This is a genomic window from Azospirillum brasilense (genome assembly GCF_007827815.1).
In the GTDB taxonomy this organism is placed as follows: Bacteria; Pseudomonadota; Alphaproteobacteria; order Azospirillales; family Azospirillaceae; genus Azospirillum; species Azospirillum brasilense_C.
The window spans coordinates 338146-364193 of sequence record NZ_VITH01000001.1; the positions used below are offsets into that span (position 1 = coordinate 338146).

Annotated in this window: 21 protein-coding genes and 1 tRNA gene; 5 read left to right on the forward strand and 17 right to left on the reverse strand. The window is 69.1% G+C overall.

What is annotated here, in order from left to right:
* Nucleotide 1: 1 nt before the first annotated feature.
* Nucleotides 2-907, reverse strand: coding sequence for a LysR family transcriptional regulator (locus tag FBZ83_RS01580; RefSeq protein WP_145680768.1), 906 nt, complete (start codon nt 905-907; stop codon nt 2-4).
* Nucleotides 908-1043: 136 nt separating this feature from the next.
* Here FBZ83_RS01580 and FBZ83_RS01585 point away from each other — a divergent pair, with 136 nt between their 5' ends.
* On the forward strand, nt 1044-2045 hold the full coding sequence (locus FBZ83_RS01585; RefSeq protein WP_145680769.1) for an aldo/keto reductase: 1002 nt from the start codon (nt 1044-1046) through the stop codon (nt 2043-2045).
* 113 nt (nt 2046-2158) lie between these two features.
* On the opposite strand, the gene pyk is transcribed toward FBZ83_RS01585, so the two are convergent.
* Nucleotides 2159-3577, reverse strand: a complete 1419-nt coding sequence (gene pyk, locus FBZ83_RS01590; RefSeq protein WP_014198596.1) for a pyruvate kinase — start codon at nt 3575-3577, stop codon at nt 2159-2161.
* Nucleotides 3578-3932: 355 nt separating this feature from the next.
* On the opposite strand from pyk, the gene FBZ83_RS01595 reads away from it, so the two are divergent.
* Entirely contained in the window at nt 3933-7697 is a 3765-nt protein-coding gene (locus FBZ83_RS01595) for an autotransporter outer membrane beta-barrel domain-containing protein (RefSeq protein ID WP_145680770.1), read from the forward strand.
* Between the two features lie 4 nt (nt 7698-7701).
* On the opposite strand, the gene FBZ83_RS01600 is transcribed toward FBZ83_RS01595, so the two are convergent.
* The gene (locus FBZ83_RS01600) at nt 7702-8676 is read right to left on the reverse strand and encodes an alpha/beta hydrolase (protein ID WP_145680771.1); all 975 of its coding nucleotides are present in this window, start codon (nt 8674-8676) and stop codon (nt 7702-7704) included.
* A 182-nt stretch (nt 8677-8858) separates the two neighbouring features.
* Entirely contained in the window at nt 8859-10268 is a 1410-nt protein-coding gene (locus FBZ83_RS01605) for an FAD/NAD(P)-binding protein (RefSeq protein ID WP_145680772.1), read from the reverse strand.
* Nucleotides 10269-10462: 194 nt separating this feature from the next.
* Here FBZ83_RS01605 and FBZ83_RS01610 point away from each other — a divergent pair, with 194 nt between their 5' ends.
* Complete coding sequence (locus tag FBZ83_RS01610) at nt 10463-11467, forward strand: C-terminal binding protein (protein WP_145681159.1); 1005 nt, start codon at nt 10463-10465, stop codon at nt 11465-11467.
* Between the two features lie 11 nt (nt 11468-11478).
* Here the strand turns inward: FBZ83_RS01610 and FBZ83_RS01615 are convergent, their stop codons facing one another.
* The 8 genes from FBZ83_RS01615 to FBZ83_RS01650 all read right to left on the reverse strand — a co-directional run bounded on the left by FBZ83_RS01615 (nt 11479) and on the right by FBZ83_RS01650 (nt 19108).
* On the reverse strand, nt 11479-12561 hold the full coding sequence (locus FBZ83_RS01615) for a malate/lactate/ureidoglycolate dehydrogenase (protein ID WP_145680773.1): 1083 nt from the start codon (nt 12559-12561) through the stop codon (nt 11479-11481).
* Nucleotides 12562-12563: 2 nt separating this feature from the next.
* Complete coding sequence (locus FBZ83_RS01620) at nt 12564-13805, reverse strand: threonine synthase (protein ID WP_145680774.1); 1242 nt, start codon at nt 13803-13805, stop codon at nt 12564-12566.
* 153 nt (nt 13806-13958) lie between these two features.
* Nucleotides 13959-14855 carry an ABC transporter permease gene (locus FBZ83_RS01625; RefSeq protein WP_145680775.1) on the reverse strand — a complete coding sequence of 299 codons (897 nt, stop codon included), beginning with the start codon at nt 14853-14855 and terminating at the stop codon, nt 13959-13961.
* A complete protein-coding gene (locus tag FBZ83_RS01630; protein WP_211101610.1) occupies nt 14852-15700 on the reverse strand; it encodes an ABC transporter ATP-binding protein in 849 nt (282 codons plus the stop codon). Before FBZ83_RS01630 ends, FBZ83_RS01625 begins: the two co-directional genes overlap by 4 nt.
* Nucleotides 15701-15704: 4 nt before the next feature.
* Nucleotides 15705-16727: an ABC transporter substrate-binding protein gene (locus FBZ83_RS01635; protein ID WP_145680776.1), complete on the reverse strand. Its 1023-nt coding sequence runs from the start codon at nt 16725-16727 to the stop codon at nt 15705-15707.
* Between the two features lie 174 nt (nt 16728-16901).
* Nucleotides 16902-17804, reverse strand: coding sequence for a TauD/TfdA dioxygenase family protein (locus FBZ83_RS01640; RefSeq protein WP_145680777.1), 903 nt, complete (start codon nt 17802-17804; stop codon nt 16902-16904).
* A gap of 65 nt (nt 17805-17869) precedes the next feature.
* Nucleotides 17870-18067 (reverse strand): hypothetical protein, encoded by a 198-nt coding sequence (locus FBZ83_RS01645; RefSeq protein WP_145680778.1) that lies wholly within the window; start codon nt 18065-18067, stop codon nt 17870-17872.
* A 3-nt stretch (nt 18068-18070) separates the two neighbouring features.
* The gene (locus tag FBZ83_RS01650; protein WP_145680779.1) at nt 18071-19108 is read right to left on the reverse strand and encodes an ABC transporter substrate-binding protein; all 1038 of its coding nucleotides are present in this window, start codon (nt 19106-19108) and stop codon (nt 18071-18073) included.
* A gap of 367 nt (nt 19109-19475) precedes the next feature.
* Between FBZ83_RS01650 and FBZ83_RS01655 the strand changes: the two genes are divergently transcribed.
* Nucleotides 19476-19739 carry a hypothetical protein gene (locus FBZ83_RS01655; protein WP_247888093.1) on the forward strand — a complete coding sequence of 88 codons (264 nt, stop codon included), beginning with the start codon at nt 19476-19478 and terminating at the stop codon, nt 19737-19739.
* Nucleotides 19740-19845: 106 nt separating this feature from the next.
* Here FBZ83_RS01655 and FBZ83_RS01660 read toward each other — a convergent pair.
* Nucleotides 19846-19939 (reverse strand) — tRNA-Ser (locus FBZ83_RS01660).
* 197 nt (nt 19940-20136) lie between these two features.
* Between FBZ83_RS01660 and FBZ83_RS01665 the strand changes: the two genes are divergently transcribed.
* Nucleotides 20137-20370 (forward strand): hypothetical protein, encoded by a 234-nt coding sequence (locus FBZ83_RS01665; RefSeq protein WP_145680781.1) that lies wholly within the window; start codon nt 20137-20139, stop codon nt 20368-20370.
* 30 nt (nt 20371-20400) lie between these two features.
* On the opposite strand, the gene FBZ83_RS01670 is transcribed toward FBZ83_RS01665, so the two are convergent.
* The 4 genes from FBZ83_RS01670 to gatC all read right to left on the reverse strand — a co-directional run bounded on the left by FBZ83_RS01670 (nt 20401) and on the right by gatC (nt 25855).
* Nucleotides 20401-22515, reverse strand: a complete 2115-nt coding sequence (locus FBZ83_RS01670; protein WP_145680782.1) for a PAS domain S-box protein — start codon at nt 22513-22515, stop codon at nt 20401-20403.
* Nucleotides 22516-22613: 98 nt separating this feature from the next.
* On the reverse strand, nt 22614-24065 hold the full coding sequence (gene gatB, locus FBZ83_RS01675) for an Asp-tRNA(Asn)/Glu-tRNA(Gln) amidotransferase subunit GatB (RefSeq protein ID WP_145680783.1): 1452 nt from the start codon (nt 24063-24065) through the stop codon (nt 22614-22616).
* A 21-nt stretch (nt 24066-24086) separates the two neighbouring features.
* On the reverse strand, nt 24087-25568 hold the full coding sequence (gatA, locus tag FBZ83_RS01680) for an Asp-tRNA(Asn)/Glu-tRNA(Gln) amidotransferase subunit GatA (protein WP_145680784.1): 1482 nt from the start codon (nt 25566-25568) through the stop codon (nt 24087-24089).
* Nucleotides 25568-25855 carry an Asp-tRNA(Asn)/Glu-tRNA(Gln) amidotransferase subunit GatC gene (gatC, locus tag FBZ83_RS01685; RefSeq protein WP_014198426.1) on the reverse strand — a complete coding sequence of 96 codons (288 nt, stop codon included), beginning with the start codon at nt 25853-25855 and terminating at the stop codon, nt 25568-25570. Before gatC ends, gatA begins: the two co-directional genes overlap by 1 nt.
* Nucleotides 25856-26048 lie beyond the last annotated feature (193 nt).

A 26048-nucleotide genomic window follows, 5' to 3' on the forward strand; every position in this document is an offset into this window, starting at 1 on the left:
TCTACGGAGCGGCCTGACGGCGCCAGTCCTTGAGGAAGTCGAGAAAGGCGCGCAGCGCCGCCGGCGGCTGGCGGCGCGACGGGTAGTAGAGGAAGGGGCCGGGAAAGCCCTGGCTCCAGTCCTCCAGCACGGCAACGAGGCGGCCGGACGCGAGGTGATCGGCCACATAGCCGTCGAAGGTCAGCAGGAAGCCCAGCCCGTCCAGCGCCGCGCGGACCTGAACGCCGACATGGCCGGCGTGGAAGGGCCCGCCCGGCTGGACGCGCACCACGCGCCCGTCCCGCTCGAACTCCCAGGGCGGGTGGGCGCCGCTGGCGTAGACGACGGAGATGGTCGGCTTGCCCAGCAGGTCCTCCGGCTGTTGCGGCACTCCGAAACGCTCCAGAACCGACGGCGCCGCGCACAGCACGTAGCGTTGCGGCGAACCGAGCGACACCGCGATCATGTCCTGCGCCAGATGTTCCTCGTAGCGCACACCCGCGTCATAGCCCCGCGCCACGATGTCGATCAGCGCCATGTCTACGGTGATCTCCAGCTCCACCTCGGGGAAGCGGCGCAGGAAGGGCGTGACCATCGGGGCCAGCACCAGATCGGCCGCCGGGGCCGGAGCGTTGATGCGCAGCCGCCCCGCCGGTCGGCCCTGGCGCTCCCGCAGGTCGGACAGGGCGCCGGCCACCTCGCCCAGGGCCGGTTCCAGCCGGCGGAGAAGCTGCTCCCCGGCCTCGGTCGGGGCGACGCTGCGCGTCGTGCGGTTCAGCAGGCGGACGCCGAGATGCTCCTCCAGGTCCCGCATCCGCTGGCTGAGGCTGGAGACGGACACCCGCTGCTCCAGCGCCGCGCGGCGGAAGCTGCGAAGACGCGCCACGGCGGCGAAGGCGTGCAGGTCGCGCAGGTCGGTGTCGTCCATTTCCGCGGTCCGATTGTTCGAAGCAGCGAACAGCCCGTTCGGCATTGTCCATCTTATCGGATCAATGGCGCCGGGTCATCATCCAGGGCACGGCGCCACCGGACCGGCGCCGCGACGGACGGAGAGGATCTAAACCATGGAACAGCGCACGCTTGGGGCCGCCGGCCCCGTCAGTTCGGTCATCGGTCTCGGCTGCATGGGCATGTCGGACTTCTACGGCCCCGCCGACCAGGAGGAGAGCATCGCCACGATCCACGCGGCGCTCGACGCCGGGATCACGCTGCTCGACACCGGCGACTTCTACGGCATGGGGCACAACGAGCTGCTCATCCGCGACGCCCTGCGCGAACGCGACCGCGACGGGCTGCTGATCAGCGTGAAGTTCGGCGCCCTGCGCGATCCGCAGATGGGCTGGAACGGCTACGATTCCCGCCCGGTGGCGGTGAAGAACTTCCTGACCTATTCGCTGCGCCGGCTGGGGGTGGACCACATCGACATCTACCGACCGGCCCGCCTCGACCCCAGCGTGCCCATCGAGGACACGGTGGGCGCCATGGCCGACTTGGTGAAGGCCGGCTACATCCGCCACATCGGCCTGTCCGAGGTCGGACCGGACACCATCCGCCGCGCCGCCGCGGTGCACCCGATCAGCGACCTGCAGATCGAATACTCCCTGATCTCCCGCGGGATCGAGGAGGCCATCCTGCCGACCTGCCGGGAGCTTGGCATCGGCGTCACCGCCTATGGTGTGCTGTCGCGCGGCCTGATCAGCGGCCATTGGAGCAAGGACCGTGCGGGCCAGGATTTCCGCAGCCGCAGCCCGCGCTTCCAGGGCGAGAATCTGGACCGGAACCTGGCGCTGGTCGAGCGCCTGCGTGACATCGCCCAGCGCATCGGCGGCTCGGTGGCCCAGGTCGCCATCGCCTGGGTGGCGGCGCAGGGCCGCGACATCGTCCCGCTGGTCGGCGCCCGCCGCCGCGACCGTCTGGCCGAGGCGCTGGGCGCCCTCGACCTCACCCTGTCGGCGGAGGATCTGGCGCAACTGGCCGAAGCCCTGCCGCCGGGTGCTGCGGCGGGCGAGCGCTACCCGGCGGCGCAGCTCGCCCATATGGACAGCGAGACGTACAAGAAGCCGTAAGGTTTGCCCCCACCCCGGCCCTCCCCCGCTGTCGCAGGGGAGGGAGATAGGTCCCCTCCCCTGCGACAGCGGGGGAGGGTTAGGGAGGGGGCAACCGAACCGCCGCCCGCGCCTTACCCCTCGACCTGCACCACGCGCAGGTTGTTGGTGGTCCCCGCCTTGGCGAACGGAATGCCGGCCACCACGACCATCTGGTCGTTGGGCTTGGCGAAGCCCTCCTCCTTGGCGAAGCCGAGCGCCCGCTCGACCATCTCCTCGTAGGTGTGGATGTCGGCGGACAGGACGCTGTGCGCGCCCCAGAGCAGGGACAAGCGGCGCGACACCGCGGCGTGCGGCGTGATCGCCAGGATCGGCACCGCCGGGCGACGGCGGGCGATGCGGGCGGCCGTGGTGCCGCTGGAGGTGTAGGCGACGATGGTCGAGGCGTGGATCACCTCGGCCAGATCGGCCGCGGCGGCGGCCACGGCGTGCGGCGCGGTCTGCTCCTCGCCGGGGTCCGACGCGTCGATGATGGAACGGTAGAGCTTGTGCTGCTCGGTGCTGCGGATGATGCGGTCCATCATCTCCACGGCCTCGACCGGGAAGGCGCCGCTGGCCGATTCCGCCGACAGCATCACCGCGTCGGCGCCGTCATAGATGGCGGTCGCCACGTCCGACGCCTCGGCCCGCGTCGGGGTCGGCGCGTTGACCATGGAATCGAGCATCTGAGTCGCCACGATCACCGGCTTCACGGCGAGGCGGCAGGCGCGCACCAGCTCCTTCTGGCGGCCCGGCACCTCCTCGTGCGGGATCTCGACGCCCAGGTCGCCGCGGGCGACCATGACCGAGTCCGACAGGCGGATGATGTCGTCGATGCGGTCGAGCGCCGCCGGCTTCTCGATCTTCGACATCAGCCCGGCGCGGTCGCCGATCAGCCCGCGGGCCTCCAGCAGGTCGGCGGGCTTCTGCACGAAGGACATCGCCACCCAGTCGACACCCAGTTCCAGACCGAAGGCAAGATCGACGCGGTCCTTGGCGGTCAGCGGCGACAGCTCCAGCACCGTGTCGGGCAGGTTGACGCCCTTGCGGTTCGAGATGGTCCCGCCGATCACCACCTTGGCATCGATGTAGTCGTCGCCCAGCCCGGTCACGGCGACGCGCACGCGCCCGTCGTCGATCAGAAGATTGTGGCCCGGCATCACCGCGGCGAAGATTTCCGGATGGGGCAGCGGGATCGCCGTCTTGTCGCCGTCGGCGCCGGACAGGACGAAGCGGATCGATTCGCCGGCGGCGACGGTGATCTTGCCGTCACGGATGGTGCCGACGCGGATCTTCGGGCCCTGCAGGTCCTGAAGGATGCCGATGGGGCGGCCCATCTCGGCTTCCAGCGCGCGGATGGCGGCGTGGACCTTGGCGTGGTCCTCGTGCGTCCCATGGCTGAAATTCAGGCGGAAGGTATCGACGCCGGCCAGGAACAGCCGCTTCAGCATCTCAGGCGTGTTGCTGGCGGGACCGACCGTGGCAACGATCTTCGCGCGGCGGTGACGACGCATATAAATTCGGCCTCTAGGGCCGCCTCCTTGATGGAGTGTCGAACGGCGGGCATGCCGGGTGGGAACCGGGCGGTCCTGGAACCGCCCGGCTGCCGTTCACATTGGTGGATGAGCGCCCGCTGACAACCACCAGGGCCGCAATAAAGCCCCGCCTGTGGCACGGCCGCCGCCGGCGGGCCGCGCCCCGCGTCCGTTCGTACACCCAATCATCACCGATCCGTCACCGAACGGTCACGCAAGGCCGCTATCACTCGCGCCGGCTGAGCGCGCGCCGCGGATTCGACCGCCGCGCGCGCCGACCTCCTGCCCGCAAGACATTCTCGCCATCGACCGCGTCATCTCAGGGAGTGTGACCATGCCGACCCGCCAGGGGCTCTTGGCAACCACGGCGCTGCACGGCTGCGTGGGCCTTCTGCTGTTCGTGTCCAGCCCGGCGCTGGCCCAATTCGCGGTGACGGGCGGAAGCACGGTCACCGGGTCGCAAACCCTCTCCGGCAGCCAGACCGGCACCGTCGCCGCCGGCGGCACGCTGCAGACCTCCGGCGCTGCCGTCACGCAGAGCGGAACCGCCAGCAATGTGATTCTGGACAACGCCGGCACCATCCGCTCGACCGGCGGGCGCGGCTTCGACACCTCGGGCGGCAACACGGTGCGGACGCTGACCCTGACCAACCGGGCCGGCGCGCTGATCCAGTCGGACGCCAACGACGCGGTCCGCATCAACACCAACATCACCAGCGGCGGGGTCACCATCGACAACGCCGGCACCATCCGCGCCGCCGCCCCCACCGATCCGGCAAGCGCGGTGCAGGGCCAGGCGCTGGACCTGCGCACGATGAACACGGCGGGCGTTCCGCTGAGTGTCATCAACCGCGCCACCGGCGTGATCGAGGCGCTGAACGACGACGCCCTGCGGCCCGGCCTGAACGCCACCATCGACAATTCCGGAATCATCCGCAGCTTTGGCGCCAACACCAGCGGCGGCGCCAACGGCACCGCCGACGCCATCGACGCGGGCGGACGGACCGGCGTGACCGTGACCAACCGTTCGGGCGGCCTGATCTCCGGCGCGCGGCACGGCATCACCGCCGACACCGACATCACCGTGGTCAACGAGGCCGGCGGCACCATCGTCGGGCGCAACGGTTCGGGTGTCGGGTCCGACGGCAACGGCACGGTCATCAACCGCGGCCTGATCTCCGGCGACTACGCCGGCGCCGGCAACATCGTCAACAGCAGCGGCGCCGCCTCGACCAACGGCGATGGCGACGGCGTGGACATCGATTACATCGGCACCATCGTCAACGACGGGACGATCCGCGGCACCGGGGCCGGCGGCGTCGATTCCGGCGGGCGCCCGAACGGCGCGGACGGCATCGCCATGGGCGGCGGCACCATCACCAACGCCGCCGGCGGCGTCATCTCCGGCACCGGCCACGGCATCATGATCGACGACGGGGCGGAGGGGGCGGCCTATGGGGTCACCACCATCACCAACGCCGGGCGGATCGAAAGCCGCGACGGCCCGGCCATCACCCTGATCGGCCCCTACGCCAACACCATCACCAACTCCGGCACCATCACGGGCGGCGGCGGCGACCCCATCGCCATCGCCTTCGGCGCCGGCAACGACCGGCTGGTGATCCAGGGCGGCGCGATCCTTGGCAGGGTGCTGGGCGGCGGCGGCACCGACGCGCTGGAGGTCCAGCTCGGCAGCGGCGGGCGCTACGTCATCGGCGTGCGGGACGCCTACAGCGGCTTCGCCACCGCAACGGTCGGCCGCGGCACGCTGGTGGTCGACGGCCCGCTGGCGCTCGGCAGCGCCCTGACGGTCGCCTCCGGCGCCACGCTGGCCGGCACCGGCAGCATCACCGTCCCGGCGACCACCGTGGCCGGCACCGTGGCGCCGGGCACCGGCACGTCCGGCACGCTTGCGATAGCGGGCAATGTGTCCTTCGCCGCCGGCTCCCGCCTCCAGGTCGGCATCGACCCCGCCGGCACCGCGTCGAAGCTGGCGGTCGGCGGAACAGCCACGCTGTCGAACGGCGCCACCGTCCAGGTGACGGCGGCCGACGGGCTGTACCTGACCGGGCGCAGTTACGAGATCCTGACCGCCTCGGGCGGAGTCACCGGCCAGTTCGGCGCCGTCGAGCGGCTGAACCCGGCGCCGCTCGGCGCCGGCACCCTGGCGCTGAGCCAGACCGGCAATGCCATCCTGCTCCAGCTCAACCCCGGCAACCCGTTCAACGGGCAGCGCAACAGCGTCAACATCGCCAACATGGACGTCGGCTTCGCCATCGCCGGGGCGGGCAGCGGCGACAGCCTGACGCTGGAGGGCAACTCCACCGTCCGCGCCGACGTCACGAACCTCGCCCAGCTCCAGATCGGCACGAGCACCGGCACGGCAACCGGCGTCGCGCTGGCCTCCGGCACCCAATCGGTCGCCGCCACCACGGTGAAGGCGAACGCCCAGCTGGCGGTCAACACGCGCCTCGCCAGCCCGACCGTCACCGTGGAGCGCGGCGGCCTGCTGTCGGGCGACGGGCGGATCACCGGCGCGGTGAGCAACGGCGGCACGCTCAGCCCCGGCAACTCCCCGGGCGTCCTGACCGTGGAGGGCGCCGTCGCCAACGCCGCCGGATCGACCCTGCGCGTCGAGATCGACGGGCCGACCGCCGGGACCGGCGCCGGCTTCCACGATCAGCTGGCGGTCGCCGGCACGCCCGGCCTCTTCGCCGCCGGCGGTACACTGGTCCCGGTCACCCGTGGCATCAGTGGCGTCGCAACCAACGCCTTCACGCCGCGCCTCGGCCAGGGCTTCACCATCGTCACCGCCAGCGGCGGCGTGACCGGCGCCTTCGCCGGCATCGCCCAGCCCGCCGTCGGTCTGCCCGCCGGCACGCGGTTCGACACCGTCTACGGCCCGAATACGATCACCCTCACCGCCACACCGGCGAGCTACGCCCGGCTGGCGGCGGCGGACGTGCCGGCCACGGCCAACCAGTCGGCGGTCGGCGCCGCGCTGGACGCCGTCCGCCCGGCCGCCGGCACCCGCCCGTCCGACGCGGCCAAGCCGCTGTTCGACGCCCTCTACCCGCTGTCCGGCCAAGCCATCCCCGCGGCGCTCGACAGCCTGGGCGGCACCGTCCATGCGGAGGCGGTGACCGCCGCCCGCGACACCGCCCGCCTGTTCGGCGACGCGGTCCAGGGCCGCATGGCCGCGCTGCGCGCCGACGGCCTCGCCACCTCCATCGCCCCGCTGGCCATGCCGGAGGCAGAGCACGGGACGGCGCTCGGCCTGTGGGCGCGGGCACTGGGCCGCTTTGCCAACTCCGACGGCGACGGCAACGCCGCCGGCACCCGGCAGCGCAGCGGCGGCATCGCGCTGGGCGCCGACCGCGACCTTTCCGACACGATGACCGCCGGCGCCGCCTTCGGCTACCAGCGCACGGCGGTGGATGTGCGGACCAGCGGCGACCGGACGGACATCGACAGCTACAGCGCCGCGCTCTACGGCACCTACCGCGTCGGCGCCTGGTTCGTCGACGCCCAGGCCATGTACGGATTCGGCCAGTACGACAGCCGCCGCGTCCTCCGGATCGGCGCCCCGGGCGGAGTGGAGCACCGCGCCGATGGCGACAGCGACGGCCACGGCTTCGGGGCCGCCATCGGCACCGGCTACACCGTGACCTGGGAGGGCGCCCGCATCGAGCCCTTCGCCGGGCTCCGCTTCGACCGGGTGACCCGCGACGGTTTCACCGAGACCGGCGCCGGCGCGCTGGGCTTGGCGGTGGACGATACCGACCTGAGCACGCTGCGAACCAGCCTGGGCCTGCGGACGAGCTGGCGCCTGAAGGCCGGCGAGACGGCGCTGGAGCCCGAACTGCGCGCCCGCTGGGACCACGACGTCCTCGACGTGGCTGCGCGCAGCGGGGCGCGCCTGCTGGGCGCCTCCTACACGGTGTCCGGCGTCCAGCCGGGGCGCGACGCCGCGGTGCTGGGGGCGGGCCTGACGGCGGCGCTGGGCGAGCGGTTCCAGGCCTATGGCAGCTACGACGCCGACCTGCGCCGCGACGCCACCGGCCACACGCTGAGCGCCGGCCTGCGCTACCGCTGGTGACCGGTCAGACGTTGAGGTGGCGGCGCACCGCCAGGGCGGCCTGCAGGACGGCCCCGTGCGCGCGGTCGACCAGACGGGTTGCCGTGGCGAAGGAGTGGGGCAGCCCATCATAGACGGCGAGCCGGTGCGGAACCCCCGCCTCGGCCAGCCGCTCCGCCAGACGGAGCGTGTCATCGCGCAGGCAATCGAGGTCCGCGGCCAGCAGCAGCAGGGGCGGCAAGCCACGCAGGTCGGCGAGCAGCGGCGCCGCGCGCGGGTCGTCGGGGGAGGCGGCGCCGAGATACTGGTTCCAGTACCAGCGCATCCGCGCCGTCGTCAGCCCGTACCGCCCGTCGCCGAAACGGCGGTGCGACAGGGTGTCGAAGTCGTGGGCGAACATGCCGTAGAACAGCAGCCCAAAGGCCACCCGCGGTTCGCCCCGCCCGCGCGCGGCCAGGGCGAGGACGAGGGCGAGGTTTGCCCCCGCGGAATCACCGCCGACCGCGATCCGCTCCGGATCGATCCCGTGCGATGCGCCGGCGGCGGCAACCCAGCGCAGGGCGGCCAGCGCCTCCCCATGCTGGTACGGAAAGCGGCGCTCCGGCGCCAGGCTGTAGCGCACCGCGCAGACCACCGCGCCGCTGTGCCGGGCGAGCAGCCGCAGCAACCGGTCGTGGGTTTCCACGCTGTTCACGACGAAACCGCCGCCATGGAAATAGACCATGACGGGCAGCCGCTCCGTCCCGCGGCCCGCCGGGCGGTAGAGCCGCAACGGCACAGGACCGGCGGGGCCGGCCACCGTCGCCTCCGTCACCTCCGCGGCCAGCGGCGTGGCGCCGTTCAGGAAGGCGTGATAGCGCTCCGCCGCCGCGCGGGCCTCGGCGAGCGGGAGGCTCAAAGGATCGGCGGGGGCGGCGCCGAGGCGGGCGGCCGCCTCGTTCATCGCGATCACCTGCGGGTCCAGGCGGTCCGCCGCGGGCCGCAAAATGCTGTCCGGCATGACATCCTCCTTCTCAACCGAAGCGACGGCGCACAGCCGCGCGGACCGGGAGCGGTGCCGGTCAACCGGATGGGACCTCCGGATGCCGGATGGAAATCAACACTGGACGTCATGATAGACACAAAAATCTATCATGAAAATAGGCTTTATGAACATAAAATAACACTACAAAAATGTTTTTATTAAGCGGGGCTTTTCGTGAGGTGGCGGCGGGCGAGAGCGAGCGCGGCGTCCGCGCACTGGCTGCGCAGTTCGGGAACCGCGGTCATCTCCCAGAAGGGCGCGCGGCTGACCGGGCCGAGCGCGAAGAGACGGTCGGACACCGCCCCGCCCTCCCCGATCAGCGCCCCCTCCTCGGTGACGTCGAGGCCGAGACGCAGCGGGTCGGGCCGGGCCAACCCCTGTTGGAGCAGGGCGCGCATCAGCGGATGGCGGATGCGCCCGAAGTCGCATTCGGTGCCGGTCGCGTTGACGATGGCGCCGACCGTCCGCGTCCACTGTGCCTCGTCGGCACCCCGCGCGCGGATCGTCGCCTCCACCCCGTCGGGGGTCGCGGCCAGCGACTGGAGGCGGCCGGCGCGGACGGTCAGTTGCCCACTCGCCCGCAGGGCCTCGATGCGCGCGGCCACCTCCGGCGCCATGCGGTGGCGGTGCACCTCCCAATAGGGCCGGGCGTGGCGCAGGAAGCGCTGCCGCTCCTCCAGGGGCAGATGTTTCCAGATCAGCGGGTGGAAGGGCCGCAGGGAATCGAAGGCAGCACGCCAGTCCAGCCCCTCCTCCCGCGCGCGGCGGACGTCGGCCTTCAGGGCGATCAGCACGTCCAGCACCGTGCCGGGCAGCGTCTGGGGATGGACGAAGCTCTTGAAGGGCCGCGTCTCAAGATGGGTGGTGGGCAGCAGCCCGCGGCGCGACAGCGCCAGGATCGGGCCGCGGTGGCCCTGGTTCTCCAGGGACAGCACCACGTCGACCATCGTCAGCCCGGTGCCGAGGATCAGCACCGGCGTGTCCGGATCGATGGCGGCGACGGCCTCGCGGTTCCAGGGGTCGCCGACGAAGCGGTCCGACGCGAAGACCTCCGGCGCAGGGATCGACGGCGGCGAGGGCGGAAAATGCCCGACGCACAGCACCGCCCGGTCCACCGCGAGGCTTGTCCCGTCGGCAAGGCTCAACCGGACGCCGCCATCCACCGCCGCATCGACGACCTCCGCCCGCACCGTGTCGAGCGTCACATGGGCGGGGGCCTCCGCCTGGGCCTCGCGCAGCACGTCCTGGATGTACGCGCCGTACAGCCGGCGCGACACGAAGGCGTGGCCGCTGGGCGGCACCTCGCCGCCGAGGTCCTTCGCCCACAGCCAGCGCAGGAAATGGCGCGGGTCGTCGGGATAAGCGCTCATGTTGTAGGCCCGCACGTTCAGCAGATGCGCCGCGCTGTCCGTGGAATAGGCCAGCCCGGTGCCCAGCGTGCCGGCGCGTTCGATCAGGTGGATGCGCGTCGGCTCCTCCACCTTGCGCAGAAGGTGGGCCGCCAGGATACTGCCGGTGAAGCCGGCGCCGACGATGGCGATGCTGTGCGCGGTGTCGTGGGACGGCATGCTCGTCGTTCCTCTCCCTGTGTCCAGCACCCCGCGGGGCGCCCCCGAATTGCCATCATTAGAGCACCATGAATCCCTATTTAACAAGTTGGCTTTTGCTGTATCGCATGTGCTTTCATATGTCGTGCGCCAAAAACAACTCGTAGAATTTGTTGATTCCCCTCGACCAAAAGGACCCGAACCGCAGAATGACCATGGGCAAGCGTGCACCCTTCGTCGTCGGAATCACCGACCACATGATCCCCCCGCCGGACCTGGAGGCGGCGGTTCTCGACGGCTGTGCCGAGGTGGATTTCCTCGACACCCGCCGCGAGGAGGATCTGGACCCGGAGCGTCTGGCCCGGCTGGACGCGCTGCTGGTGTGGAGCACCCGCATCGGCCCGGCGACGGTGGCCAAGCTGCCGCGCTGCCGCGTCGTCGTGCGGTTCGGGGTCGGCTACGACAAGGTCGACGTGGCGGCGCTGGAGGCCGCCGGCATTCCCTTCTGCAACAACCCGGATTACGGGACGGAAGAGGTGGCCGACCACGCCGTCTCCCTGCTGCTCTCCCTGCAGCGCCGCCTGTGGGAGCATGACGCCCGCGCCCGCGGCTACAGCACGACGTGGCAGGCCAACACGCTGACCCCGCTGCGGCGCTCCAGCGCGGCGACGGTCGGCGTCGTCGGCGTGGGGCGGATCGGCACCGCGGTGGTGAACCGGCTGAAGCCGTTCGGCTACCGCATCCTCGGCTACGATCCGCAGCAGCCCGCCGGGCACGAGAAGGCGGTCGGCTACCGCCGCGTCCGCCGGCTGGACGAGTTGCTGGCCGAATCCGACATCGTGACCTTCCATTGTCCGCTGACGCCGGAAACCCGCGGCCTGATCGACGCGGAGTTCCTGGCGAAGCTGAAGCCCGGCGCCCTGCTGGTCAACACGGCGCGCGGCGAGATGTTCGCCGGCCTCGACCCGCTGGAAGCGGCGCTGCGCAGCGGCCAAGTCGCCGCGGTGGGGACGGACGTGCTGCCGACCGAACCGCCCGCCCCTCACCCGCTGCTGGACGCGTGGCGCCGCCGGGAGTCCTGGCTGGAAGGCCGTCTCGTGGTCACGCCGCACAACGCCTTCCATTCCGACGAGGCGGCGATCGAGATGCGCCGCAACGCCGCCGAGACCGCCCGGCTGTTCCTGGAGGACGGGGTTCTGCGCAACCGCATCCTGCCCTGACCTCAACCCGGTCAGGCCACCAGGAAGGCCGGAACGTCGAGGCCGAGCGCGCCCCCGATCCCATGCAGGGCGCGCACGGTGTCGGGGTCGAGCGCGATGCCGCGCTCCGCGGCCAGCGCCCGGCTCCGCCGCTCCGGCCCGCCGGGCACAAGCACGCCGTCACCGCCGGGTACCGGCGGGGTGTCCTGGATGTGGTCGAGCACCGCGTCGGTCAACGCCTGCCAGTTGCCATTCTCCACGTCGCCCCCAGACTCGGCCACCCGCGCCGGGTCGATCAGGAAGGCCAGCGCGTTGTTCACCACCCGCCCCGGACGCAGGTTCTCCGGCAGGGCCGGCAGCCCGCCGGCCAAGGCTCCGGCGAGGATCTCGCAGGCGAGCGCCAATCCGTAGCCCTTATGCCCGCCAAAGGGCAGGATGGCGCCGGTCGGGTCGCGGAACATCACGCCGGGGTCGCGGGTCGGCGCCCCCCGCTCGTCGATCAGCAGGCCGTCGGCGACCTCCTTCCCGGACGCGGCGGCGACACGGCACTTGTTGGCCGCCACGGCGCTGGTCGCGAAATCCAGCAGAAAGGGTGGATGGCCCGGCGTGGCGGGAACGGCGATGCAGATCGGGTTGGTGCCGAGCCGCGGCCGCCCGCCGCCATGGGGTGCGGCCAGCGGACGGCTGACCACGTTGACGAAGAAGACCCCGATCGCGCCGGCCGCGATGCACTGCTCGCCGTAGGAGCCGACCCGCCCGATGTGATGGGCGTTGCGCAGGGCGAGCACACAGGCCCCGCCGGCCTTGGCCCGCGCGATGGCGAGGTCCGTCGCCTCGCGCGCGATCACCTGCCCATAACCGACCTCCCCGTCCACCACCAGGAACGGCGCCTCGTCGCGGACGACGCGGGCGTGCCGGTTGGGTTGCAGATGACCCAGCTCCAGGCTCTTTGTGTAGACCGCGATCTGGCACACGCCGTGGCTGGCGTGGCCGGTCGCGTCGGAGTCCACGAGGTTGGCGGCGACGATGGCCGCCTCCTCCGCGCTGCTGCCAGACCGTTGCAGAATGGCGTCCACAAGGGCCACCAGACGGTCCGCCGCGTAAGGACCACTCATCCTCAGAACACCAAATAGTCGATGGGCTGGTGACGATCGAGCGTCCGGTGGACCGGCGGCAGCGAGTACTTCAGCCCGGTCGCGCAGTTGAACAGCACGGCGCGCTCGTCGCGGCCCACCCGCCCGTCGGCCAGCGCCTGCTTGTAGGCGGCGTAGGTCGCGGCGCCCTCCGGACACAGCAGGAAGCCCTCTTCCCGCGCCGCCTCGTCCAGGGCCGCCTGGATGGCCTCGTCGGGCACGGCGACGGCGAAGCCGCCGCTCTCCCGCACCGCGCGCAGGATCAGGAAGTCGCCGACCGCCTGCGGCACGCGGATGCCGGACGCGATGGTGTGGGCGTCCTGCCAGCGCGGCGCGTGCTCCTCCCCCGCCTCATAGGCGCGGACCATCGGGGCGCAGCCGGCGGCCTGCACGGCCACCATGCGCGGGCGCTTGGAGCCGATGAAGCCGATGGCCTCCAGCTCGGCGAAGGCCTTCCACATGCCGATCAGGCCGGTGCCGCCACCGGTCGGGTAGAAGATGACGTCCGGCACCTCCCAGCCGAGCTGCTCGGCCAGCTCCAGACCCATGGTCTTCTTGCCCTCGATGCGGTAGGGCTCCTTCAGGGTGGAGACGTCGAACCAGCCAGCCTTGGCCTTGCCCTCCCCCACGATCTTGCCGCAGTCGTCGATCAGCCCGTTGACGCGGTAGACCGTGGCGCCCTGGAGTTCGATCTCGGAGACGTTGACCTCCGGCGTGTCCTCCGGACAGAAGATCGTCGTCTTGATCCCCGCCCGCGTCGCGTAGGCGGCCAGCGCCGCTCCGGCGTTGCCGTTGGTCGGCATGGCCATGTGCGTGATGCCGAAAGCCTTCGCCATCGACACCGCCATGACCAGCCCGCGCGCCTTGAAGGAGCCGGTGGGCAGGCGCCCCTCGTCCTTCACCAGCAACTCGACGGCCCCCAGCTTGGCGGCGAGCTTGGGCAACGCGACCAGCGGGGTCACCGCCTCGCCCAGGCTGACGATGTCCTGCACCCGGCGCACCGGCAGCAGTTCGCGGTAGCGCCACAGATCCTGCGGGCGTTCGGCCAGCGCGTCCTTGGTCAGCGCGCCGCGCACCCCCTCCAGGTCGTAACGGACGAGCAGCGGCTTGCCCGCCTTGGACAGGTTGTGGACGGTGTCGGCCTCGTACCGCTCGCCGGTGTAGGCGCAGTCCAGATGCGTGACGAAGGTCGGGCGCTCGGTGGTCAGGTTGCTGTCGAAAGGCACGGATGGATTTCCTTGCTGAAGGCTCACGTCAATCCCCTCTCCCCTCCGGGGAGAGGGTTAGGGTGAGGGGGATGCGCGGTTTGGTGCGTTCGGCAAAAGCGCAACCCCCTCACCCGGCCCTTCGGGCCACCCTTTCCCCAGAGGGGAGAGGGCTTATCGGACCATTCCCCACTTGCGGACGGTGTGGGTCTCGATCCAGCGGAAGACGACGTTCTCGACGACGAGGCCGATCAGGATGACGGTGACGAGCCCGGCGAACACCTTGTCGATGTACAGCTCGTTGCGGTTCTGGAAGATGAACCAGCCCAGCCCGCCCTTGCCCGACGAGACGCCGAACACCAGCTCCGCCGCGATCAGCGTCCGCCAGGCGAAGGCCCAGCCGACCTTCAGCCCGGTCAGGATCGCCGGAAAGGCCGCCGGGATCAGCATGGTGACGACGTAGCGGATGCCGCTCAGCCCGTAATTCCGCCCGGCCATGCGCAGCGTCTCCGACACCGAGGTGAAGCCGGCGTGGGTGTTCAGCGCCAGCGGCCACAGCACCGCGTGGACCAGCACGAAGGTCAGGCTGACCGCCCCCAGCCCGAACCACAGCATGGCGATGGGCAGCAGCGCGATGGCCGGTAAGGGGTTGAACATGGAGGTCAGGGTGGACAGCACGTCGTTGCCGATGCGTGTGGACACCGCGAAGCTGGTCAGCACCACCGCCAGCACCACGGCGATGGCGTAGCCCTTCAGCAGGACCGACAGCGACACCCAGGCCATCGACAGCAGGTTCTCCCGCCAGATCGCCTCCCACAGCGCGGTGACGGTGGCGGTGAAGGTCGGGAACATCAGCGGGTTGTTCTGCCACGTCGAGGCGATCTGCCAGAGCAGCGCCACCGCGGCCAGCACGGCGAAGCGGCGAAGCGCGGTGATGTTGCCGATCCGCTCCCACAGGGACAGCGGACGGGCCACGTCGCCGATCGGGCCGGTGGTGGCGACCGTCCGCTCATACTCCGGGCGGACGGGCGGCACGCGGCGGCCCTGCGGAGCCAGGGACAGGCCGGTCATGAGCGCGGCCCCTTCACCGTTTCCACCTCGTCGGCGAACAGCATGGTGTGGATGCGCTGGGCGGTGTCCTGGAACGCCGGGCTGCCCATCGCGATATGGTCGTAGCCGTCGCAGTTCAGCTCCGCCTTCACCTGTCCGGGATGCGGCGACAGCACCAGGATGCGCGAGCCGACGACCAACGCCTCCTCGATGGAGTGGGTGACGAACAGCACGGTGAAGCGCAGATCGTCCCAGAGCTGGAGCAGTTCCTCCTGCATCTTGCGGCGGGTCAGCGCGTCGAGCGCGGCGAAGGGCTCGTCCATCAGCAGGATGTCCGGCTCCATCGCCATGGCGCGGGCGATGGCGACGCGCTGCTTCATCCCGCCCGACAGCATGTGCGGATGCACGTCGGCGAACTTGGACAGGTTCACCCGCGCGATGCAGTCCAGCGCCTTCTCCTCGGCCTCCCGGCGCGACGCCTTGCCGCTGGCGAGCAGTGGGAACATGACGTTCTGTTTCACCGTCTTCCAGGGCGGCAGCTGGTCGAACTCCTGGAACACCATCATGCGGTCCGGTCCCGGCCCGGTCACCGCGCGCCCGTTCAGGCGGATGGCGCCCTCCACCGGCGCCAGGAAGCCGCCCACCGCCTTCAGAAGCGAGGACTTGCCGCAACCGGACGGCCCCAGCAGGACGTAGCGTTCCGCCTGGAACACCTGGAAGTCGACGCGGTAGGTCGCGGTCACCAGATGGCGGCGCGTCTTGTACTGGAGCGTCACGCCGGACACGTCCAGCAGTGGGCGTTCGGACACGCCGGCGGTGCCCACGCCGTCGGTGTCCACGCTGGCGGGATAGGTGAAGGCGTTCATCGGCTCAGCCCCCGGTTTCGCCGTGCAGGTCTTCGAAGAACAGGTCCTTCCAGGAGGCCGGCTTGTTCTTCATGGCACCGACCTTGTGCATGAAGTCGGCGAAAGCGCCGACGCGGGCGGGGGCCACGGTGAACTGGTTGTCCGGGTCGTCGAGGATGCTGACGACGAAGGCCTTGTCGAGGTCGCCCCGGTTCTGCGCCAGATAGATGTCCGCCGCCGCGGAATGGTCGGCGTTGATGACGTCCATCGCCTCCTTCAGCGCGCCGAGGAAGGCCTGATAGGTCTTGGGATTCTTGGTCCGGAAGGCTTCCTTCGCCCAGATCAGGTTGAAGGTGTGCGGCCCGCCCAGCACGTCGTAGGAGCTGAAGACCTTGTGGATCTTCGGGTCGCGAAGCTGCTGGTACTGGAACGGCGGCCCGGAGATGTGGCCGGTGATCTCCGACGATCCGGACAGCAAGGCGGCGGTGGCATCGGGGTGTGGCAGCGAGACGGTCAGCTTGTCGAGCGCGTCGAACTTGCCCTCCCCGAACTCCTTCTCCACGGCCATCTGGAGCACGCGGGCCTGGACGCCGACCTTCACCGCCGGCAGGGCGATCCTGTCCTTGTCGGTGAAGTCCTTGAGCGTCTTGACGTTGGGGTTGGTGGTCGTCAGGAACAGCGGCATGCTGTTCAGGGCGGCGATGGCCTTGACGTTGGCGTTGCCCTTGGTGCGGTCCCAGATGGTCAGCAGCGGACCGACGCCCGCCGAGCCGAGATCAATGCTGTCGGACAGCAGCGCGTCGTTCATCGCCGCCCCGCCGGAGAGCTGCACCCACTCCACGGTGACGTCGAGACCCAACTCCTTGCCATGCTTCTCGATCAGCTTCTGGTGGCGCAGCACATGCAGCGGCAGATAGCCCAGCCCGTACTGTTCGGCGATCCGTATCCGGCCTTCCGCCGCCGCCGGACCGGCCAGCGCTGCGGCGGCGAGCCCCAGCCCGGCCAGGGCGCAAAGCGCGCGGCGGATGACACGTCCAGGCTTAACCATACGAACCTCCGATAAATTTTACCTAATCTCTAGTAGGAAAATGACATCATGATTCCACGAATGATTCAACTGAGAAAATCGGATCTATTAACAATTTACTTATGTAAAATTTGCATGTGCAAAGACGGGACCGGCATGGGGAACCGCGCCCCCACGCCGGTCCCGGCCAGACGATCAGGCGGCGATGCTCGGCTTGCGGCCGAGCACACGGGTCACGCTGGCGCGGCCGTCGACGCCGACCACCACATCGCCGGCCACCGTCGTCCGGCGGACGACGCGGGGTCGGCTGCCGTAGTCGTCGACGGCGCGGTGGATGGTGGCCCGGTTGTCCCAGATCGCCACGTCGCCCGGAGACCAGTGCCAGCGCACCGTGTTTTCGGGACGGGTGGCGTGGTCGGTGACGATGCCGATCAACCGGTTGGAGTCGGAGGTGCCGAATCCGATCAGCCGTTGCAGGAAATGCCCGACCAGCAGGGTGCGCTCACCGGTGACCGGATGGACGGAGACCAGCGGATGCTCCGTCTCGTAGACGGTCGAGGTGAAAACCTCGTTGAAGCGCTTCAGCCCGTCTTCGCGCACCGTCCCCCGGTCACCCGCGTAGTCGTACTGGTTGGTGTGGATCGCCCGCAGCTTGTCGGCCAGATCGCGCAACGGCTCCGGCAGTTCGGCGTAGGCCGCCGCCGTGTTGCCCCACAGCGTGTCGCCGCCGCGGTCCGGCAGCTCATGCGGGCGCAGGATGGTGATGCTGGGATAGGCGTCGAGGAAGGTGATGTCGGCGTGCCAGGAGCTGGCGCGCTCGCCGCGGGAGCCGTCCACGTCCAGGATGCCTTCGGTCCCGCTGAGCGACGGGACGGTCGGGTGACCGACCAGCCTGCCCCACAACCGCCCGAAGGCCTCCTGCCGGGCGTCGTCGAGGTGATGCTGGTCACGGACGAAGACCACCTTGTGCTCGTACACGGCGTCCTGGATCGCTTTCAGCACCGCCGGGTGCAGGTCGCCGGACAGGGCGACACCGCGCAGTTCGGCGCCGATGTTGCCGTTGATGGGCTTGATGTCGAAACCGCTGGGAAGGCTCATCGGACAGGCTCCTGTGGGAAGGGATGGACGGGCAGGCGGAGATGAAGGGCGGGGAGCGGCCGGCGTCAGGCCGCGTGGAACCAGGCGAGCAGCGCGACGGCGCCGAAGGCCAGCAGCACGAAGGCCCCCGACAGGGTGTGCAGACGCCCAAAGTCCAGCGGCGGATCGGTCTCGCCGGTGTCGGACATCAGCAGCCACAGCGCCATGGCCTCGGGAAACGGCAGGCAGATCAGTTCCACTGGCGGTTCACGGTCGCCGGGCATGGGTCAGCTCCCCGTTTCGTTGTGGAGAATCGGGAGGGTGTAGTCCTTCCACGAGGCCGGCTTGGTCTTGATCGAGCCGACGCGGTGCATGTAGTCGGCGATCACGCCGGTGTTCTGCGGGATCTGGGAGTAGCTGATGTCGGGGTTGTCGAGCAGCGCCACGACCTCGTCCCGGGTCAGCTTGCTGCGCTCCTCCGCCAGATAGATGCGGGCGGCCTCGGCCTTGTCGCGCTTGATCAGCGCGAAGCCGTCGCCCATCGCCTTCACCACGGCGGCGGTGAGCTTCGGGTTCTCGTCGTAAAACTTCTGCGTGGTGTAGCTCAGCACCAGCGTCGCCTCGCCGATGACGTCGCGCGAATTCAGGATGCGGTGGACGTTTGGGTAGGCGAGCTGCTGCGATCCATAGGTCGGGGTGGTGATGTGGCCGGTGATTTCCGTCTTGCCGGAGACGAGCGCCGCCGTGGCGTCCGGGGGGCTCAACGTCGTGGTCAGCGGCTCGAAGTCATACTGATGGCCGGGCCCGAACTCCTTCTCCGCGGCGATTTGGAGAATGACCGAGTTGATGGAAACCTTCACCGCCGGCACTGCGATGCGGTCCTTGTCGGTCAGGTCGCGGATGCTGCGGACGTTCGGATTGTTGCTGTTGATCCAGTAAGCCGAGGAATCCAGCCCGGAGATCGCCTTCACACCGAGGCCGCCGCGCGTCTTGTCCCAGACGGTCAGCAGCGGCGCGATACCGGCGGAGACGATTTGCGCGCTTCCGCTCAGCAGCGCGTCGTTGGCGGCCACACCGCCGTTCAACACCAGCCAATTGACCTTGACCGGCCCGATGCCCTGCGCCTCGGCATGTTTCTCGATCAGCCCCTGATTCTTGGCGATCATCAACGGCAGGTAGCCCAGCCCGTACTGGATGGCGATGGTCAAATCCGTCGCCTCGGCCCGCGCGCCGCCCGCGGGGACAAGGGCTACACCCGCCGCCAGGGTCAGGCCGAGAAAAGCCCGTCTTGCGGTGGAACCGATGCGTTTCGCATCCGCTGTCATTGAAGCCTCCCAAGAAAGCGCGCCGGAGTTGATCGACAACCCAATCACAGCAATTTTATGAGGCTTCGTCAATTATAATCTACTTAACAAGTAGATTTTTACGAGATGGTAATACAAAAAATTAATGCTTAATATCCATTCGGTTCGGCTTTGGCTGCTCCGCACGGCACAGGGCGGCCTTGTGTCTGTTGCGCTTTGAGCGAATGAAATTGGCGCGCTGGAGGGCGAAGCGGTGAGAAATCAAGGGGCTGGACAGCCCGAGTCCATCACGATGGCGGTTCGATGTGGGACCATTGCGTCGGCGTTGCTCATGGCGGCCTGCGCCAACCTCAGCCCACCGCCACAAGCCGCCCCGGAACCCGGCGCGGTGAGCGCGCTGAATCGGCTGAGTTCGAATTCGTGCAACCCGGTCGTGGCGTCATCCCTCGCCGGGGTGCGCATACCGGTGTCCGAGGTGCGTTATCTCGCTTACGGTCTGTATCGTGACATCCGGAGGGGCGAGATTGTCGGCTACGATGCGTGGATGGGGCTGAACAGCCAGCCGGGGGCCGTCGTGGTGCAACTCGATGCGCTTTGCGCACCTCAGCAGATCTATGCCCGCGGCGGCGCCCGGCTGCCAGATGCCCGGTGATCGACGTGGCGGGACAGATGCCGGAGGAGTCAGGCGCTCCGGGGCGCGGACCGCAAGGTCCAGAAACGAAAACGCCCAAGCAACTGAGTTGCTTGGGCTGAATTCGTGGCGGAGGGGATGGGATTCGAACCCACGATAGGGGTTTGAGCCCCTATAACGGTTTAGCAAACCGCCGCCTTCAGCCTCTCGGCCACCCCTCCTACCGGGGCGGCGCTCTGTGGCGCCGCCGGCGTGGGTGCGTTCTAACGATCCGGATGGGGCCTGTCAACGCTTACTCTCCAAAAATGTGATCGCGTGGAGAAAGATCGAAATCTGTATAAAATTTTATGTACTTTTTAGAAAATCAAAGGTAGCTTACCACCAGAACGCGATAGCAATCCTTGCTCGGGGGGACGCCATGAGCCTGTCACGCCGCTGCGCCGAAACGCTGATCGATCTGGTCGAGATCAAGCTGAGCTGTCTCGAGATCACCGACCGCGAGGATCTGCGCGAGAAGGAGCTGCTGTTGCGCTGCGTTCAGGAGCTGAAAGCCGAGGTGCAGGGTGAAAGCGGCGCCACGGCGGCCTTTGCCCCACCCAAGCGGCGCGGCCGCCGCCCCAAGCATCTGCAGTTCCAGGACCTTCACATCTGACGCGGCCCGCCGCCCGAACCGGCGAGTCCGTCAGACCGGGACCGCCGGCCCCGGCTCGGGCGATGGAACGGCCTCCGGGGCGGTTTCCCGCGCGACATGGCGCGGCAATCGCAGGGTGAATCCCGTGCCCTGCCCGGCCGCCGACCGCACCGCCACCGTCCCGCCCAGCACGCCCGTCACCGTGCTGTGCACGATGTGGAGACCAAGCCCCGAGCCGCCCTCGCCCCGTTTGGTCGTGAAGAAGGGCTCGAACACCTTCGTCAGATGATCGTCGGGAATGCCGAACCCATCGTCGGAAAAATCGATGACGACGTGATCGTCGCCATCGGCATGGGCCGCGATGCGGATGGTGCCCCGCTGGTCGTCGCCATAGGCGTGAATCAGCGCGTTGATCACGAGATTGGTCAGAACCTGGCTCAGCGCGCCCGGAAAGCTGTCCATCTCCAGCCCCTCCGGACAGTCCACCTCCACCGCCACCAGCGTGCGCTTCAGCCGGGGTCGCAGGGAGAACAGCACCTCGTCGACGTAGGTGCGCAGATCGAAGGAGCGCCGCTCGCCGGAGGTCTGGTCCACCGCCACCCGCTTGAAGCTCTGCACCAGCGCCGCCGCCCGGTTCATGTTCGACACCAGCAGGCGCGCGGCCTCCGTCACCGTGTCGAGATACTCGGCCAGATTCGTCTTCTTCAACTGACCCGAATCGAAACGGACGCGCAGATCGCGGGCCTGTTCGGCGATGTGGCTGGCGGCGGTGAGGCCGATGCCGATGGGCGTGTTGATCTCATGCGCGACCCCGGCGACGAGTTGCCCCAGCGAGGCCATGGCCTCCGCCTGGATCAGGCTTTCCTGGGCGGCGCGCAGGTCGGCAAGCGCGCGCTCCGCTTCGTCGCGGGCGGCGACCATGGCGGCCTCCGCCGCCTTGCGGTCGTTGATGTCGTAGAGCCAGGTCAGCAGCGCCGGCTCCCCGTCCATCTCGATCTCACCCCAGCTCGACAGCACCCAGACGATCGTCCCGTCCGGCTTGCGGAAACGCACCTCGGCGTCGCGGAAGGGCCCCTCCCGTTCGAAGCGGTCGATCAGAGCCTGACGGTCGGCCGGATCGGCGTACAGCCGCTCAGCCGGCATCGGCAACAGGTCGTCGCGCGACCGGCCAAGGATGATCTCGGACTGTGTGTTGCAGAACACCAGCAGGCCGTCGCGGCGCGTGATGTTCACGGCGATGGGGCTGGCCTCCAGGATGCGCAGCAGCCGTTCCTTGCCGGCGCGGACCTCCTCTTCCTGGCGGCGGCGCTCGGTGATGTCGGTCATGATGCCGACATAGCGCACCGCCTGTCCGGAAGCGTCGCGAATCGCCCGCCCCTGCGCGGCGATCCACATCCAGCCGCCATCGGCCCGGCGCAGCCGGTAATCATAGGCATAGGCCGCGGTCTCGCCGCGCAGATGGGCGTCGATGGTGGTCAGCACGCGCTGACGGTCGTCGGGATGCAGGCGCCGATCCCAGAAGTCGGCGGGCATCTCCGGCGGCTCGGCGTAGCCCAGCATGCGCGCGAAGCTGTCGGACCACCAGCAGGTCCCCCGCGGGATGTCGGTGTCCCACACCGCCGCCCCGGTGGCGTCCAGGGCCATTTCCAGACGGTCCGCCAGATCGCGGCGCACCGCGTCGGCCTTCTTCTGCTCCGTCAGGTCGTAGAACCAGCTGATGTGGCAGCGCTGCCCTTCGAACTCGATGACGGTCGAACTCAGCGAACCCATGCAGGTTTCGCCGTCGCCACGGCGCAGCAGCACCTCCTGCCCGTCGAAGCGCCCCTCGGCGTAGAGACGATCGATGGCCGCCCGGCGGTCCCCCGGGTCATGGTAGAGCGGCCACATGCCGTCGCGCTGCAGCTGCTCGCCGCTGACTTTGAAACAGGTGGCGGCGCTGGGGCTGTGGTAGAGATTGTCGCCGTCGCGCGTGTTGATGAGAACACCGATGGGAGCGGTGTCCAGGATGGCGCGCAGCCGGTCTTCCGTTGCCGCGGAGGAAGGGGTCGTCCTGTCGACCCGGAAGCGGCCCGCCACGCGCCGAGCCGCCAGCACGCCGGCGAGAAATCCGGCCAGGAGACCGGCGAACAGCGCGAACAGCGCCACCGTCAGCGAATTTGCAATCATCGGGCCTCCCGCCGGCTCCAATTGAAACCGACGGGAGAACAAAATCAATGGCTATGACGCCGCACCGTGTTCCGGCGCGGCATCACGGCCGTTGCCGATCAGCCCTTCAGCTTGGCCATCAGGATTTCGTTGACCAGGGCCGGATTGGCCTTGCCCTGCGTCGCCTTCATCACCTGACCGACGAAGAAGCCGAACAGCTTGTCCTTGCCCGAGCGGAACTCCGCCACCTTGTCGGCGTTGGCGGCCAGCACGGCGTCGATGGACGACTCGATGGCCCCGGTGTCGGTGACCTGGCGCAGGCCCTTCTTCTCGACGATGTCGGCCGGCCTCTCGCCGGTCTCGAACATCGCCTCGAACACCTCCTTGGCGATTCGGCCGGAGATGGTGTTGTCGGCGATCAGGTCGATCAGGCCACCGAGGTTTTCCGCCGAGACGGGGCTCTCCTCGATCTCCTTGCCGGCCTTGTTCAGGTAGCCGAACAGCTCGCCGGTGACCCAGTTGGCGGCCAGCTTCGGGTCGCGCCCCTTGGCCACGGCCTCGTAGAAATCGGCGCGGGCCTTCTCCGACACCAGCACGTTGGCGTCATAGGGCGACAGCTTGTACTCGCTGATGAAGCGGGCCTTCTTGTCGTCCGGCAGTTCCGGCAGGGTCTTCTTGATGTCCTCGACCCATTCGGCGTCCAGCTCCAGCGGCAGCAGGTCGGGATCGGGGAAGTAGCGGTAGTCGTGCGCCTCTTCCTTGGAGCGCATGGAGCGGGTCACGAACTTGGTCGTGTCCCACAGACGCGTCTCCTGGTCGATCTTGCCGCCCTCCTCGATGATCTCGATCTGGCGGCGCGCCTCGTACTCGATCGCCTGCATGACGAAGCGGATCGAGTTGACGTTCTTGATCTCGCAGCGCGTGCCGAAGGGCGCGCCCGGCTTGCGCACCGACACGTTGACGTCGCAGCGCATGGAGCCTTCCTCCATGTTGCCGTCGCAGGTGCCGAGGTAGCGCAGGATGGAGCGCAGCTTGCGCACATAGGCGCCGGCCTCCTCCGCGGTGCGCATGTCCGGCTCCGACACGATCTCCATCAGCGCCACGCCCGACCGGTTCAGGTCGATGTAGGTCTTGGCGGGGTGCTGGTCGTGCAGCGACTTGCCGGCGTCCTGCTCCAGATGCAGGCGCGTGACGCCGACCGTGCGGGAGGAGCCGTCCGGCAGGTCCAGCACGATCTCGCCCTTGCCGACGATGGGCTGCTGGAACTGGCTGATCTGATAGCCCTGCGGCAGGTCGGCGTAGAAGTAGTTCTTGCGGTCGAACACCGAGTGCAGGTTGATCTGCGCCTTCAGCCCCAGGCCGGTGCGCACCGCCTGCTCGATGCAATGCTCGTTGATGACGGGCAGCATGCCGGGAAAGGCGGCGTCGACGAAGCTGACCTGGCTGTTCGGCTCCGCGCCGAAGGCGGTGGCGGCGCCGGAGAACAGCTTGGCGTTCGAGATGACCTGGGCGTGGACCTCCAGCCCGATCACGATTTCCCAATCGCCCGTTTCGCCCTGAATGTACGACATCGGTCTCTTCTCTCGTCCGGCTCAGGCCATGAACGGCGGGGTGGCGGTGACGGCGGCGGCCTTCTCGATGACCTGACCGACGCGCAGGACGGTCTCCTCATCGAAGGGCCGGCCCAGGAGCTGGAGCCCCAGCGGCAGCCCGTCCGACCCGACCCCCGCCGGGACCGACATGCCCGGCAGGCCGGCCAGCGAGGCCGGGACCGTGAACACGTCGTTCAGGTACATCTGGATCGGGTCGTCCATCTTCTCGCCGATGGCGAAGGCGGTGCTCGGCGCGGTCGGCGTCAGGATGACGTCGCACTGCTTGAACGCCTCGTCGAAGTCCCACTTGATGCGCGTGCGCACCTGGCGGGCCTTGTTGTAGTAGGCGTCGTAATAGCCCGCCGACAGCACGTAGGTGCCGATCAGGATGCGGCGGCGGACCTCCTTGCCGAAGCCGGCGCCGCGGGTGTTCTCGTACATGTCCTTCAGGCTGGCGCCCTCGACCCGCAGGCCGTAGCGCAGGCCGTCGTAGCGCGCGAGGTTCGACGACGCCTCGGCCGGAGCGACGATGTAGTAGGTGGCCAGCGCGTACTTGGTGTGCGGCAGGCTGATCTCCACCGGCTCGGCGCCGGCCTGCTTCAGCCATTCGATGCCCTGGTCCCAGATCGCGGCGATCTCGGCGGGCATGCCCTCCACCCGGTACTCCTTCGGAATGCCGACCTTCAGGCCGCGGATGTCGCCGGTCAGCGCGGCGCGGAAGTCCGGCACCGCCATGTCGACCGACGTCGAATCCTTCGGATCGAAGCCGCACATCGAGCGCAGCATGATCGCCGCGTCCTCGACCGTGCGGGTCATCGGGCCGGCCTGATCCAGCGAGGAGGCGAAGGCGACCACGCCCCAGCGCGAGCAGCGGCCGTAGGTCGGCTTGATGCCGACGATGCCGGTGAAGGCGGCGGGCTGGCGGATCGAGCCGCCGGTGTCCGTGCCGGTGGCGCCCAGAGCGGCGCGCGCGGCCACCGCCGCGGCCGAGCCGCCCGACGAGCCGCCGGGGACGATCTGGCGCGACCAGTTGCCGACCTCGCCCGGGCTCCACGGGCTGATCACGTTGCCGTGGTGGGAGGTGATGTTGGCCGAGCCCATGGCGAACTCGTCCAGGTTCACCTTGCCCAGCATGACGGCGCCGTCGCGCCACAGGTTGCTGGTGACGGTGGACTCATACTCCGGCTTGAAGCCGTCGAGGATGTGGCTGGCCGCGGTGGTCAGCACGCCCTTGGTGCAGAACAGGTCCTTCACCGCGATGGGCAGACCCTCCATCGGACCGGCCTCGCCCTTGGCGCGGCGGGCGTCGGAGGCCTTGGCCATCGCCAGCGCCTGCTCCGGCGTCTCGGTGATGAAGGCGTTCAGGGGGCGGATCGTCTCCACCGCCTTGACGTGGGCCTCGGTCAGCTCGACCGCGGTGAATTCCTTCTTGGCGAGGCCGTCGAGGGCCGCCGCCATGGTCAGATGCGTAAGACCGGTCATCACTCGACCACCTTCGGAACGACGTAGAAGCCTTCGGCCGTCTCCGGGCCGTTGGAGAGGACGGCGTCGCGGTAACCGCCATCGGTCACCTCGTCCTTGCGGCGGCGCAGGGTTTGCGCGGCCACGCTGGTCATCGGCGGCACGTCCTGCGTGTCGACCTCGCCCAACTGTTCGACGAAGGTCAGGATTTGGCTCAGCTCACCCGCCAGGTGATCCAGTTCATCGTCCGGCACCTTGATGCGGGCCAGATGCGCGATCTTGGCCACGGTGGCCTTGTCGAGCGACATGCCTTCCACTCTCTTCCGAAACGTCTGGAAAAACGGCTTGGAAGCTATCACCCGAATTCTATTACCGCAATGATTCAGGGATATCCCTTCCACCGGCGCGCGCGCCGAGCGGCGGTGCAGAGGTGCAGGGAGACGGAGGCGCGGCAAAAGGCTTCCGCAGCCGACACCGCATGGTGCGGCGTCCGATTCCCTG

Excerpts from the sequence above, each read along its gene's own strand:
- gatA (WP_145680784.1), bottom strand. The coding sequence starts at position 25,568 with ATGACCGGTCTTACGCATCTGACCATGGCGGCGGCCCTCGACGGCCTC.
- FBZ83_RS01640 (WP_145680777.1), bottom strand. The coding sequence starts at position 17,804 with ATGAGCCTTCCCAGCGGTTTCGACATCAAGCCCATCAACGGCAACATC.
- FBZ83_RS01610 (WP_145681159.1), top strand. The coding sequence starts at position 10,463 with ATGGGCAAGCGTGCACCCTTCGTCGTCGGAATCACCGACCACATGATC.
- FBZ83_RS01595 (WP_145680770.1), top strand. The coding sequence starts at position 3,933 with ATGCCGACCCGCCAGGGGCTCTTGGCAACCACGGCGCTGCACGGCTGC.
- FBZ83_RS01630 (WP_211101610.1), bottom strand. The coding sequence starts at position 15,700 with ATGAACGCCTTCACCTATCCCGCCAGCGTGGACACCGACGGCGTGGGC.
- FBZ83_RS01635 (WP_145680776.1), bottom strand. The coding sequence starts at position 16,727 with ATGGTTAAGCCTGGACGTGTCATCCGCCGCGCGCTTTGCGCCCTGGCC.
- FBZ83_RS01665 (WP_145680781.1), top strand. The coding sequence starts at position 20,137 with ATGAGCCTGTCACGCCGCTGCGCCGAAACGCTGATCGATCTGGTCGAG.
- FBZ83_RS01600 (WP_145680771.1), bottom strand. The coding sequence starts at position 8,676 with ATGCCGGACAGCATTTTGCGGCCCGCGGCGGACCGCCTGGACCCGCAG.
- FBZ83_RS01605 (WP_145680772.1), bottom strand. The coding sequence starts at position 10,268 with ATGCCGTCCCACGACACCGCGCACAGCATCGCCATCGTCGGCGCCGGC.
- FBZ83_RS01615 (WP_145680773.1), bottom strand. The coding sequence starts at position 12,561 with ATGAGTGGTCCTTACGCGGCGGACCGTCTGGTGGCCCTTGTGGACGCC.
- FBZ83_RS01650 (WP_145680779.1), bottom strand. The coding sequence starts at position 19,108 with ATGACAGCGGATGCGAAACGCATCGGTTCCACCGCAAGACGGGCTTTT.
- FBZ83_RS01670 (WP_145680782.1), bottom strand. The coding sequence starts at position 22,515 with ATGATTGCAAATTCGCTGACGGTGGCGCTGTTCGCGCTGTTCGCCGGT.
- gatC (WP_014198426.1), bottom strand. The coding sequence starts at position 25,855 with ATGTCGCTCGACAAGGCCACCGTGGCCAAGATCGCGCATCTGGCCCGC.
- FBZ83_RS01645 (WP_145680778.1), bottom strand. The coding sequence starts at position 18,067 with ATGCCCGGCGACCGTGAACCGCCAGTGGAACTGATCTGCCTGCCGTTT.
- gatB (WP_145680783.1), bottom strand. The coding sequence starts at position 24,065 with ATGTCGTACATTCAGGGCGAAACGGGCGATTGGGAAATCGTGATCGGG.
- FBZ83_RS01580 (WP_145680768.1), bottom strand. The coding sequence starts at position 907 with ATGGACGACACCGACCTGCGCGACCTGCACGCCTTCGCCGCCGTGGCG.
- FBZ83_RS01625 (WP_145680775.1), bottom strand. The coding sequence starts at position 14,855 with ATGACCGGCCTGTCCCTGGCTCCGCAGGGCCGCCGCGTGCCGCCCGTC.
- FBZ83_RS01585 (WP_145680769.1), top strand. The coding sequence starts at position 1,044 with ATGGAACAGCGCACGCTTGGGGCCGCCGGCCCCGTCAGTTCGGTCATC.
- pyk (WP_014198596.1), bottom strand. The coding sequence starts at position 3,577 with ATGCGTCGTCACCGCCGCGCGAAGATCGTTGCCACGGTCGGTCCCGCC.